Below are 11827 nucleotides of genomic sequence, written 5' to 3' on the forward strand. Positions count from 1 at the left end.
ATGCTTCTCGCGGTCGATCCGGTGGGTCTCAAGGGCCTCTGGCTTCGGGCGCGCGCAAGCGGCCTGCGCGATCGGATCACGGCGGCGCTTCACGCGCTGCCGCTGCCCGTGCGGCGCATCCATCCCACGATCGGCGACGATGCCCTGTTCGGCGGGCTGGATCTGGCGGCAACGCTCGCCTCCGGCGCGCCGGTGATCCAGAAGGGTGTGCTGGACGAGCCGGCCGCGCTGGTTCTCGCCATGGCCGAACGCGCGCTGCCCGGCCTCGCCGCCCGCCTCGGCACAGCTCTGGACGTGCCGCGCCACTGCCTGATCGCGCTGGACGAGGGCGCCGAACGCGACGAACTGCTGCCCTCGGGCCTCGTGGATCGTCTGGGACTGTTCCTCGACCTCGACGGGCTGCCCTGGGGTGACACGCGCGAGATCCACCTCGACCCCGAGCGTCTTGCGGCCGCCCGAGCGCGCCTCGCCACGGTGACGACGCCGGCAAAGGCGGGCGAGACGCTGGCCCGCGTTGCCGCGCAACTCGGGATCGCAAGCCTTCGCGCGCCGCTTCTGGCGCTGGCCGCGGCCCGCGCGCAGGCGGCGTGGGAAGGGCATCCGACGGTGACCGAGGACGACCTGCGCCGCGGCGCCGACCTCGTCTTCGCCCATCGCGCCCTGCCCGCGACCGAGGAAGCCCCACCCGAGCCCGAGCCTCCGCAGGACGAGCCCGAGGACGACACGCCGCCGCCGCCCGAGCAGGAGCAGCAGCAGGGCGAAGAGCTGTTCCCCGAGGAGATGCTGGTCGAGGCCGTGCGTGCCGCCCTGCCCTCGGACCTGCTCGAGCAGCTGGCCGCCGGCCGCGCCGCCCGCATGGCGCGCGGTGCCTCGGGGACCGGCTCGGCCAAGACCGGCAACCGGCGCGGCCGGCCCCTGCCCTCGCGGCAGGGACGGCTGGGCACCGGGGCCCGGATCGACCTGGTCGGCACCCTGCGCGCGGCCGCCCCCTGGCAGCCGCTGCGCCGCCGGCAGCAGAAGTCGGATGCCGTCCTGCTGGTCCGCTCCTCCGACATCCGCATCAAGCGGTTCAAGGAGACCTCGGACCGCGTGCTGATCTTTGCGGTGGACGCCTCGGGTTCGTCGGCCATGGCACGGCTTTCGGAAGCCAAGGGCGCGGTGGAACTCCTGCTGGGACAGGCCTATGCGAGGCGGGACCATGTTTCGCTGGTGGCCTTCCGGGGCCGCGACGCGGAACTGATGCTGCCGCCGACGCGCAGCCTCGTGCAGACGAAGCGCCGGCTGGCCGGGCTGCCCGGCGGAGGCGGCACGCCGCTGGCGCACGGCCTGCGGCTGGCGCTGGCGGTGGGGGCGCAGGCACGCTCGCGCGGGATGACCCCCACGATCGCTCTGCTGACCGATGGCCGCGGCAACATTGCCCTCGATGGCAGCGCCAACCGCGCGCAGGCCGAGGAGGATGCGCTGAAGCTCGCCACCACGATCCGCGCCTCGGGCCTGCCGTCGATCGTGATCGACACCGCAAACCGGCCCCAGCCGTCGCTCCAGACCCTCGCGAAGGCGCTCGACGCTCCCTACATCGCGCTGCCAAGGGCCGACGCGCACCGGCTGTCGTCGGTGCTGGGCGCGGCGATGGGAGACTGACCATGGACCTCGACCGGATGCCTCCCGACTGGCCCGGCCGAGGTTCGATGCGCCGGATCGACTGCCCCCCGCACCAGTGGTGTGTCCTCGACCAGGGCTCCGGCCCTGCCCTTCTGCTGCTGCACGGCGCTGGCGGGGCGAGCCACTCGTGGCGCAACCTCGCGCCGCTGCTGACGCCGAAGTTTCGCATCCTCGCCCCCGACCTGCCGGGTCAGGGCTTCACCAAGGCGGGACAGCGGCGGTTCTCGCTCGACGCCATGGCGGAGGATCTGGCCCGCCTGTCGGCCGCCGAGGAATGGTTCCCGACCGTGATCCTCGGCCACTCGGCCGGTGCGGCGCTGGCGCTGCGGCTTGCGCAGATCCTGCCCGTGCCGCCCCGCGCGGTGGTCGGGCTGAACGCGGCCCTCGGCAATTTCGAGGGCACGGCGGGCTGGCTGTTTCCGATCATCGCCAAGATGCTGGCGCTCAATCCCTTCGTGCCGCCGATCGCAGCGCGGCTCTTCGGAGTGGAGGGCCGCGTGCGGACGCTGATCGGCTCCACCGGCTCGGACCTCGACGAGGCCGGCCTTCGCCAGTACACGACGCTGATCGGCGACCATGTCCATGTCGACGGAACCCTGTCGATGATGGCGCAGTGGCGACTGGACGAGCTGCAGCGCCAGCTGCCCGCCATCGACGTGCCGACCCTGCTGATCGCGGCCGCGGGCGACGGCACGGTGCCGGCCCGCATCTCGCGCGAGGCCGCGGCGCGGATGCCGTTCGGCGAGTATGTCGAACTGCCCAGGCTCGGCCATCTCGCGCATGAGGAGGATGCGGCAGGGGTGGCGGGGATCCTGCTGCCCTGGCTTGATCGGACGCTTCACCCGTCCGGCTGAGACGGCGTCCACCACGCCGCTACCCCTTGCGCCATTCGCGAAGCGTGAAATGAAAAGGGCGGCCCATCCGGGGCCGCCCTTCGGGTGTCTGGGCCGTCCGCCCGCCTATTGCACCACGCGGAGCTTGCCGAAGATGCGCTCCATGTGCTCGGCCAGATAGATGCGAAGCCACGGCGTGAAGCGCTCGGGATGCTCCTCGACCTCGCGGGCGAGATCGTTCAGATCGACCCAGCGAGTCTCCCACACTTCCTCGGGGTCGGGCGCGACATGCAGGTCGGCCGGTGCCTCGGCCACGAAGATGTCCACCACCTCGTGTTCGATCAGCCCGCCTCCGACATCGGCGCGATACTCGACACGATCGGCAAAGACCGTGACGAGACCGGTGATCCCAAGTTCCTCGCGCAGGCGACGGACGGCACAATCGGCCGCCTCCTCGCCCCAGCGCGGATGGGTGCAGCAGGTGTTCGCCCAGAGGCCGGGCGTGTGATACTTGCCGGCGGCGCGGCGCTGGATCAGCACCGCATTGCCGGCCATGACGAAGACGGATATGGCCATGTGACGAAGCCCGCGCTGGTGCGCCTCGAGCTTCTCCACCGGCATCAGCCGGCCCTCGACCCAGGCGGGAACCATTTCGGTCATGGTCACGTCCACTGCGGCGACACGAGCCGCGTCAGGTGCATCACGTTCTTGAACCCGATCTTGATATGGGCCCAGGGCTGTTTGCTCGTCAGTTTCTTGTTCATGTAGGACTCGAAGGTCAGGCGCTGCACGTCGGTGTCGTGGCAGAGGCTCACGAACCGCTCGCGCCGCTCGTCGTCGCGATAATAGGCATCCTGCATCGAGCGGAGAACCTTGAACACGGTCTTGTGGTCGGCCATGAACATCTTGCGCGCGAGCTGAAGGTCGCTGGCGCGGCCCGACTTCAGGCAGGCGAGCGCGGCCTTGGCCGCAACCTGGCCACCGACGAAGGCGTAATAGATCCCCTCGCCCGAGGACGGCGCCACGACGCCCGCGGCGTCGCCGGCCAGCACCACATCCTTGCCGTTGTCCCACTTGTCGAGCGGTTGCAGCGGGATCGGCGCGCCTTCCTTGCGGAGGGTCTCGCACTGGTCGAGGCCCGCCTGCTTGCGCAGGAGCGCGGTCGCCTCCTTCAGGTCGAAGCCGTGGATGCCGGTGCCCATGCCCACCGAGGCGGTCTTGCCGTGCGGGAAGATCCAGCCGTAGAAGTCCGGGCTCACGCGGCCGTCATAGATCACGTCGCAGCGCGTGGGATCGTAGTCGATGCCCGGATCGCTCGGCGGGGTGATGATCTCGTGATAGGCGATGACCATCGGAATCTTGTCGCCGCCGGGAACCTCGGCGCGAGCCACGTCGGACTTCGCGCCATCGGCGCCGATCACCAGCTTGGTCTCGGACCGCTTCTCCTCGCCCGTCAGCTTCTCGCGCCAGACGACATAGGTGTGGAAGCTGTCGCGCTCGATGCGAAGGAAGGTGCCGGTCAGCCGCTCGGCGCCCGACTTGGCGGCGCGGCGGCGCAGCCATTCGTCGAAATGCTCGCGGTCCACCATGCCGACGAAGCCGCCCTCGATCGGGATGTCGACCTTGCGGCCGGTGGGCGAGATCATCCGCGCCGTGCGGATGCGCGCCACGATCTGGCTGTCGGGGATATCGAAATCCTCGATCAGCCGCGGCGGGATCGCGCCGCCGCAGGGCTTGATCCGCCCGTCACGGTCGAGAAGCGCCACCCGCTTGCCGGCCCGCGCCAGCTCATCGGCCGCCGTGGCGCCCGACGGGCCGCCACCCACAACGAAGACATCATAGGCCATGATCACTCTCCAGGCACAAGCCGTCCGGCAGGCGCCGCACGCCCGCCTTCCAGGATACGAAGCGCCATAAGCGCCGAAATGACGAACAGGGCGGCCTCGAAGAAGAAGACGAGGCCGAAGGCAGTCGGAATGTCTGTCCAGAGCCGCAGGAGGTCGGCCGCGCCCGCACCGGCGAGCCCGCCGAAGCCCGCCGCCACCGCCTGCGCCGCGCCCCAGAGACCCATGCGGGTTCCCTCGCGCGCGTGGCGGCCCTCGCCGGCCAGCTGCATCATCGAGCCGATGGCCGAGACGGCGAACATGCCGTTGAACACGCCCATCATCACGACGGCCGGCACGATCAGCGGCAGGTTCATCTGCCCGATCAACGAGATCGCGGCAAGCGACAGCGCCGAGCCGAGGCAGCCCGCCACGACCCAGGAGCGCAGGCTGCCGATCCGGAGCCCGGTCGAGCCGATGCCGACCGCCAGCATCCCCAGGAACACGCCGCCGTTCTGCGCACCCGACAGCGAGGTCGACTGGCCCGGCGTCAGGCCGAAGACGAAGCCGGCGTAGGGTTCGAGGATCAGTTCCTGCATGAAATAGGCGGTCATCGACAGGAAGACGAAGAAGGTGAAGCTGCGGGCGCGCGGCTCGGACCAGATCTCGCGCAGGCCCTCGAGCAAGGGCGCCGCATCGGGCTCGGCCTCGGCCACGAGGCCGCGCTCGATCCGCCAAGTCGCCAGCACCGTCAGCGCCAAGCCGCCGAGGCAAACCGCGCCCACGATTTCCAGCAGGAGGCGAGGCGAATAAGGTTCCAGCAGTGCGCCCACCGTGCCGGCCGTGGCCGCGATGCCGAAGATCATCATCAGCCAGGTGATGGTGGCGGCCGCCGCGCGCCGCTCGGGCCGCGTGCAGGTCGCCATAAGCGCCAGCAGCGACGTGCCCCCTGCCCCGGCGCCCAAGCCGATCAGCAGATAGGCCAGGAAGGACAGCACGAGGCCGGGCCAGAACGCGCTTTCCATCGTCACCACGCCGACCGCGGCCGAGAAGGCGCCGAGCGCCAGCGCGGCCATGCCGCCCACGATCCAGCGCGTGCGGTTTCCGCAGGTGTCGGAGCGGTAGCCCCAGGACGGCCGGGTGATCTGCACCGCGTAATGCAGCGCGACCAGCACCCCGGCCAGGACGGCCGGCAGTGCCAGCTCGACCACCATGAGCCGGTTCAGCGTCGAGGTGGTCAGGACCACCATCCCGCCCAGGCTCATCTGCACGAGGCCGAGCCGGAAGATGCCGAACCAGCCCAGCGTCACGGCATGACCTCCAGCGAGCGGATGGCGAAGGCCGAGACCATCATGCCCGAGACGTAGAGCGTGACGCCCGCGCCGTTGTACCAGGGCGCCTTGCCCTTCGGGTCCTTCAGCAGCACGCGCATCGCGAAGAACTGCGCGATGAGCAGAGCGCCGATGACGGCAGCGTGGATCGGCTTGCCCCAGATCACCAGAAGCGCGATCACCAGCATCTGCGCCAGCGCCATGACGGTGCAGGCGAGCTTCGCGGCCACGTCCGGCCCGAGAACCACGGGCAGCGAGCGCACGCCATGCTGGCGGTCACCCTCCAGCGCCTTGAAGTCGTTGAGCGTCATGATGCCATGCGCGCCGAAGGCATAAAGCAGCGCCAACGTCACGATGAAGAAGTTGGGCGCCCCGGCCGACAGCACCGCGGCGCCGGTGAACCAGGGCAGGCCCTCGTAGCAGAGCGCGACGAGTCCCGGCCCCCACCAGCCCGACCGCTTCAGGCGGATCGGCTCGACCGAATAGGCCCAGGCCGCGAGCACACCGAAGACGGTGGCGCCGAAGCCCCAGGGGCCGAGCACCCAGCCCACGCCCAGCGAGGCCGCCGACATGATCAGAGCGATCCACAGGCCCCAGCGGCCGGGGATGCGGCCCGAGGGGATCGGCCGGTCGGGCTCGTTCACGGCATCGACATGCCGGTCGCACCAGTTGTTCGCCGCCTGGCTCATGCCGCAGACCAGCGGCCCGGCGAGGAACATGCCCAGAAGGACCAGCGGCCACTTCTCGCCCGGCCAGATGCCGACCGAGATGGTGCCGCAGAGATAGGCCCAGATCGGCGGGAACCAGGTGATGGGCTGGATCAGCTCGAGCAGGGCGCTCGGCTGGGGATAGGAGCGGGGGTGTAAGGATAGATTGACACTCATGTGTGTCACCTAATCATGACGATGGGGAGTCGGGCAAGCGGATTGCCCGCGGCCTCCAGTGACAGGATCGCGCATCAGTTCCCCCGTGGCAGGAGTTCGAACCGGCAGGCGGGTGCGCCCTGGGCGCAGCAATGGGTCTCGCGCACGGCCACGTTCGGCCAGACGAGACGCGAGAAGAGGCGCTCGAACACCGCCGCATGCCAGTGGCACAGCGGGGTGTCCGAGCTTTCTCCGACGACAACGGGGTTCCGCGCAATCTCGAATGACAGCGGGCGTTTCGAGACGATGCTGAACTTGCCGGAGCCGGCGAAGGTCCAGGAATGCTTGGCGATGGCGGCGGCGAGAAGCCGCGCGCCGAGGAAGGCGGGAAGCGCACGGATGACTTTCTGCGCCAGCGCGGGAATGCGGTTGGCGAGAATGTAGTCCCCGGTCGCCAGTCCCGCCTCGCGCAGGAGGCGGGGGGCCTCCTGCGGATGCGTTTCGCGCAGCCAGCGGTGCAGCGTCGAGACCTGCACCTCGGGAAGCATGCCCGAGTCGGGCCCCGGCCGGGGCACCCCCGCCGAGGCGAGGGACCGGTCGGCGGCGCCGGCACCGAAGGCGCCGTCCAGCACCGGAATGAGCTGGAGGATCGCGTTCGGCCCGATCCGGTGGACGTTGGCCGGATCGGCCTCGATCCGCTGGTCATGCGCGGTCATGGGCGGTTACTCCGCCGGACGGACCAGCTGGTCCTCCTCCATCTGCTGCTTGCCGCCACCGCAGGCCATCGGCATGGCGAAGTCGTCCTCGGCCATCTGCTCCTTGCCGCCGCCGCAGGCCATCGGGACCATGAACTCGTCCACCTGCTGCTGCTTCTTGCCGCCGCAGCCGCAGTCCGACCCGTCCGAATGCCCGCCGCAGCCACCGGCCGCACCCAGGACCGGCACGGCCTCGGCAGCCTTGGCCGCGCTGCGCTCGGCGGCGCGGGCCTTGCCCTGCTCGCGCAGCGCCTCGCGCCGCTCGGCGGCCTTCGCGGCGCGGTCGGCCGAGGCCTCCCAGTCCGCCATCTGGGCGTTGCCGATCTTCCGGGTCTCGTCGAAGTGGAAGTCCACCTTGTCCTTGGACTGCGGGCCCCAGTAGCCGGCCTTGCCGAGGTCGTAGAAGGTTCGCCCCACCCCGGCCTTCAGGAACGCCTTGAGGCAGCCGAGCAGATACCGGCGACGGAAGCCCGTCCCGCGCCACGGATAGTGGAACAGCGCCTTCTTCATGTAGAAGCGGCGGTAGTTGTTCATCACGCCGTCGAGCAGTTCGCCGCGGGTCAGCGCCTTCGGCTTCATGATCGGCGTCACGAAGTTGTACTTGGAATAGTCGAACACCTCGACCTGGTCGCGCATCTCCTGGAAGAGCGGCGTGAAGGGCCAGGGCGTGTACATCGACCAGTTGGCGAGGTCGGGCTGCCAGTCCCACGCCATCTTGTAGGTTTCTTCCAGCGTCTCCTTGGTCTCGTTGTCGAGGCCGACGATGAACTGGGCTTCGGTGAAGATGTCGGCCTCGCGCAGAAGGCGGATCGCCTCCTTGTTCTCGGCGACGGTGGTTTCCTTGTTGAAGACGTCAAGCTTCAGCTGCGCCGCGGCCTCGGTGCCGAGCGAGATGTGCACGAGACCGGCCTTGCGGTAGAACTTCAGCAGTTCCTTGTCACGCTTGACGTCGGTCACGCGGGTGTTGATGCCCCACTTCACCTTGTCGGGCAGGCCGCGGGCGATCATCTCCTCGCAGAATTCGATGAACTTCTTGCGGTTGATGGTCGGTTCCTCGTCGGCGAGGATGAAGAAGCCCACCTGATGCTCGTTCACGAGCTTCTCGATCTCGTCCACGACCTTCTTCGGGTCGCGCACGCGGTAGTCGCGCCAGAACTTCCACTGCGAGCAGAACGAGCAGGTGAAGGGGCAGCCACGGGCCATGTTCGGGATCGCGACGCGCACGCCCAGCGGCTCGTAGATGTAATTCTTCCAGTTGATGATGCCCCAGTCGGGGTCGATCGAATCGACGTCCTTGATCGTCGGCGCGGCCGCGGTCGAGATGATCTCGTCGCCCTCGAGGAAGGCGAGACCTTTCACCTGATGGCGCGCCTCGGCGAAGTTGTCGCCCTCGTAGGCGCGGAGCAGGTTGACGAGCACTTCCTCGCCCTCGCCGCGGACGATGACGTCGATGTGCGGCGCCTCTTCCAGAACCTGACGGAACATGAAGGTGGCGTGGATGCCGCCCAGCACGCGCAGGGCGTTCGGCACCACGTTCATCGCGATCTTCAGCGTCTCCTCGGCCTCGTAGATCGAGGGGGTGATGGCCGTGGTCGCGACGACGTCGGGCTGAAGCGCCTTGAGCTTTTCGGCAAGCTGTTCATGCGAGACCCAGTCGGTCATCGCGTCGATGAAATGGTAGTCGGTGTACCCGGCCTTCTTCAGCGCGCCGCAGAGGTAGGCGACCCACGCCGGCGGCCAGCTGCCGGCGATCTCGGCGCCGCCGGAGTGATAGTTCGGGTGAACGAATACGATACGCATTGGTGGACTCCCGCTGTGTCCATTTCAGTTGACATACTTCTCTGGCGGGCAATTTGATGCATGTCAAAGCGACCATTCGTACCCGACGGGACACCGGAGGACGCCGCGGCCGGGCGGAGGGCTGCTCCGCCGGGCCGACAAGGCGGGTCGCGTCACTCGTCCTTGTTGAGCAGGCCGAACTTGCGCAACTTCACGTAGAGCGACTGGCGCGAGAGACTGAGCATCTCCGCCGCTGCGACGCGGTTGTTCCGGGTCAGCTCGAGCGCGGTCTCGATGCACATTTTCTCAACGACATCAGTGGTTTCCGCGACGATGTCCTTGAGCGTCGAATTGCCGACCAGTTCCATGACATTGCGCACCGGCTCGTCGATGACGCCCGGCTGCGGGGCGGGACGGCGCAGGGTGTCGGCGCGGCTCGCATCGCGGACGACAAGGACGAGCAGCGGCTGCTCGCGGTCGTCGAGCCAGGTGGCCGAAAGCTCTGCGGCAATCTGCCCCGCAAAATCCGTGGTCAGCCGGGTCGAGTAGAGCCGGAGCTGTCCAGTGCGCCTGACACTGTCAAGCAGGACGCGCAGGTCCACCGTGCCGCGGGCGAGAAAGTCGGCCAGCGAGCGGCCGCGGATCGCGGCGAGGCTGGACGAGTCGGTCATGTTCAGGAAGGCTTCGTTCGCGCCGCGGATCGTGCCTTCGGCGTCGGTGAAGACGATCCCGTCCACGCCCTCGTGATAGAGTCGCGTCAGGTTTCCGGTCAGTTCGTCGCTGGGCGGCTGGGCGGCCTCGGCCGCGTCGAGCTGGCAGAGCAGCAGCCGCTCGCCCGCGGCGCGGAACACCTTGGGCGTCACGAGCACCCGCTTCTGCGAGCGGCGGGCGGTCAGCTCGGTCGGCGTCACCGTGTCGGCCACGGCGAGATTGGCCATGGTCTCCATGAACTCGCCGCGGCGGCGGCCCTCGAACTCCTGCGCGATGGCTGCGCCCAGAAGGTCCTGCCGCACGCCGCCGAGCAGCATGGCGGCGGCGGCGTTCACGTCGATGATCCGTCCCGTCGACATCGAGACCAGCACCATCGGATCGCGCGAGGCGTCCAGGATCACGCGGTAGCGCGTTTCCATCTCGCGCTGGGTCTCGTAGTCGCGCTCCATCGCCAGTTGCGCGGCAACGAGTTGCTGCTGCACCTCCGCGATGGGACGCAGGTCGCGCCCGAGCATGAGGATCGAGCGGTCCTCGGCGATGCGGTGCAGCACGTAGCGCACCGGAAATTCGAAGTTGCGCTGGTCGGAGTGATTCAGCTCGACCGCGACGGACCCTCGGCCGGGTTCCAGCGCCTCGGTCCGGGCACGGTATTTCGCCACGCTCTCGGGGGTCAGGACATCCTCGATCCGCTGGCCCTCCCAGGCGGAGAGCTGCCCGAACGAGGGATGGTGCGGATTGACCATGACCGCCCGGATGCGGGCGTCGGCGCCGACGAGAAGCGAGATGTCCGCCGCAGTGGAGATGACATCGCTCACCAGTTCCGGCGCGAGTGGCGGGAACTTCCCACCGGCGAGCATATGTCTTCCGTCCGAGCTCAATGTCCTACCGAATGGCCGCCGGCGCGGCCCTAAGCTTCACGTGCACGGCCCTGTTGCGGTCGGGGCAGGCTTCCGCCAAGACCGCAGGCCTGCAATGCCGTTTCGATGTCGTTCGTCACGATGTCGGCCCCCGGCAGTGACGCGGTTTCGGTTCCGTCGAGGAAGAGGGCCCCGCCGACGGCGACCGGCACCGTGTTGCCGGTCATGTCCTTCAGCGTCTTCACCAGATTGCGGCAGACTTCAAGCATCTCCGCATGTGCGATCGAAATGAGCACGGCGTCAAATCCCCGCCGCACGAAAAGTTCCCGCAGTTCCGCCGGCCCGGTGCCGATCCTGAGGCAGACCGAGATGCCCAGCCGCCGCAGCTTCGCCACCGCGACCATGGCGCCCAGCGTGTGCTGCTCGCCCTGCGGCAGCAGCACGAGGACCGTTGGGCCGTCGCGCATCCCGCTCTCGTCGGCCGACCACGAGGTGGCGATGTCGCGCAGGATCGCCTGCAGTCGGGCGGTCCCGATCGTCACCTCGGCGAAGGTGCAGGTATCCTCGTGCCAGCCCTGCCCCAGCCGGCGCGCGACCTCGGGGATGTAGAGTTCGGCCAGCGCCACGCGGCTCACGCGGGCGCGGCGAAGCTCGGGCTTGAGCGCCTCGAAGGGCGCTCGTCCCGTGCTGCGCACGGCATCGAGCAGGCGGCGGACCAGATCCTCGCGCATGGGCGCGTTCGTGGCGCCGTCGCGGGCGGACAGTCTGGCGACGATCTCGGCCGCGAAGCGGGAGACGGCCACCGGCCCGTCGCCGGCGAGCCCAACCCTCTCTCTGTGCAAGCCGTCATGCATCACCAGCTCCACCGGGCACCGGTCCACCCTCCCGCGAGCCGGGCCGCGGGACTCCTTGTTCGAATGCAGGGGAGCGCAGGACCGGCGCATGCGGCATCGGCCGGACGCTCGTGGGCAGACTGTTCACCAAGCGCGGAAAGATGTCAAAGAAAATTGACACCTTGCTCCGCGAGGCTGTGGATGCGGCGGCGTATCAGCTTGTTTTCCCTTTTCAATCACGGCGTATTGTCGCAGCTTCCGGGCGTCGGTCTGCCGGTTTGCCGCACCCCCCTGCGGCTGCAAAAGATGTAAGTCAGAATTGACACTTTCGGAATCGGAACGATAATCTCCCCCAAAGGCAGCCCCTTTTGCGGGCCCTC

10 protein-coding genes are annotated in these 11827 nt (G+C 68.7%); 2 read left to right on the plus strand and 8 right to left on the minus strand.

Annotated elements, in window-relative coordinates:
* Complete coding sequence (locus CK951_RS10965; protein ID WP_232520610.1) at nucleotides 1-1641, plus strand: magnesium chelatase subunit D; 1641 nt, start codon at nucleotides 1-3, stop codon at nucleotides 1639-1641.
* Between the two features lie 2 nt (nucleotides 1642-1643).
* Nucleotides 1644-2516, plus strand: a complete 873-nt coding sequence (gene bchO, locus CK951_RS10970) for an alpha/beta fold hydrolase BchO (protein WP_096786184.1) — start codon at nucleotides 1644-1646, stop codon at nucleotides 2514-2516.
* Between the two features lie 105 nt (nucleotides 2517-2621).
* Here bchO and idi read toward each other — a convergent pair whose 3' ends face one another.
* The 8 genes from idi to CK951_RS11010 form a co-directional block, all read right to left on the minus strand.
* A complete protein-coding gene (gene idi, locus CK951_RS10975; RefSeq protein WP_096787235.1) occupies nucleotides 2622-3155 on the minus strand; it encodes an isopentenyl-diphosphate Delta-isomerase in 534 nt (177 codons plus the stop codon).
* A gap of 2 nt (nucleotides 3156-3157) precedes the next feature.
* Nucleotides 3158-4342 carry a geranylgeranyl diphosphate reductase gene (locus tag CK951_RS10980; RefSeq protein ID WP_096786185.1) on the minus strand — a complete coding sequence of 395 codons (1185 nt, stop codon included), beginning with the start codon at nucleotides 4340-4342 and terminating at the stop codon, nucleotides 3158-3160.
* Between the two features lie 2 nt (nucleotides 4343-4344).
* Nucleotides 4345-5628: a BCD family MFS transporter gene (locus CK951_RS10985; RefSeq protein WP_096786186.1), complete on the minus strand. Its 1284-nt coding sequence runs from the start codon at nucleotides 5626-5628 to the stop codon at nucleotides 4345-4347.
* Nucleotides 5625-6533, minus strand: a complete 909-nt coding sequence (gene chlG / locus CK951_RS10990; protein WP_096786187.1) for a chlorophyll synthase ChlG — start codon at nucleotides 6531-6533, stop codon at nucleotides 5625-5627. The genes CK951_RS10985 and chlG overlap by 4 nt, the downstream gene beginning before the upstream one ends.
* A 74-nt stretch (nucleotides 6534-6607) precedes the next feature.
* Nucleotides 6608-7228 carry a bacteriochlorophyll 4-vinyl reductase gene (gene bchJ, locus CK951_RS10995; protein WP_096786188.1) on the minus strand — a complete coding sequence of 207 codons (621 nt, stop codon included), beginning with the start codon at nucleotides 7226-7228 and terminating at the stop codon, nucleotides 6608-6610.
* Nucleotides 7229-7234: 6 nt separating this feature from the next.
* Nucleotides 7235-9067 carry a magnesium-protoporphyrin IX monomethyl ester anaerobic oxidative cyclase gene (gene bchE / locus CK951_RS11000; protein ID WP_096786189.1) on the minus strand — a complete coding sequence of 611 codons (1833 nt, stop codon included), beginning with the start codon at nucleotides 9065-9067 and terminating at the stop codon, nucleotides 7235-7237.
* Nucleotides 9068-9219: 152 nt separating this feature from the next.
* Entirely contained in the window at nucleotides 9220-10614 is a 1395-nt protein-coding gene (gene ppsR / locus CK951_RS11005; RefSeq protein WP_096786190.1) for a transcriptional regulator PpsR, read from the minus strand.
* Between the two features lie 50 nt (nucleotides 10615-10664).
* Entirely contained in the window at nucleotides 10665-11417 is a 753-nt protein-coding gene (locus tag CK951_RS11010; protein WP_269770431.1) for a B12-binding domain-containing protein, read from the minus strand.
* Between the last annotated feature and the right edge of the window lie 410 nt (nucleotides 11418-11827).

This window comes from Rhodobacter sp. CZR27 (assembly GCF_002407205.1).
In the GTDB taxonomy this organism is placed as follows: domain Bacteria; phylum Pseudomonadota; class Alphaproteobacteria; order Rhodobacterales; family Rhodobacteraceae; genus Cereibacter_A.

Coding starts and splice junctions, on each gene's coding strand:
- bchO (WP_096786184.1), top strand. CDS start 1,644: ATGGACCTCGACCGGATGCCTCCCGACTGGCCCGGCCGAGGTTCGATG.
- CK951_RS10980 (WP_096786185.1), bottom strand. CDS start 4,342: ATGGCCTATGATGTCTTCGTTGTGGGTGGCGGCCCGTCGGGCGCCACG.
- ppsR (WP_096786190.1), bottom strand. CDS start 10,614: ATGCTCGCCGGTGGGAAGTTCCCGCCACTCGCGCCGGAACTGGTGAGC.
- idi (WP_096787235.1), bottom strand. CDS start 3,155: ATGACCGAAATGGTTCCCGCCTGGGTCGAGGGCCGGCTGATGCCGGTG.
- bchE (WP_096786189.1), bottom strand. CDS start 9,067: ATGCGTATCGTATTCGTTCACCCGAACTATCACTCCGGCGGCGCCGAG.
- bchJ (WP_096786188.1), bottom strand. CDS start 7,228: ATGACCGCGCATGACCAGCGGATCGAGGCCGATCCGGCCAACGTCCAC.
- CK951_RS10965 (WP_232520610.1), top strand. CDS start 1: ATGCTTCTCGCGGTCGATCCGGTGGGTCTCAAGGGCCTCTGGCTTCGG.
- chlG (WP_096786187.1), bottom strand. CDS start 6,533: ATGAGTGTCAATCTATCCTTACACCCCCGCTCCTATCCCCAGCCGAGC.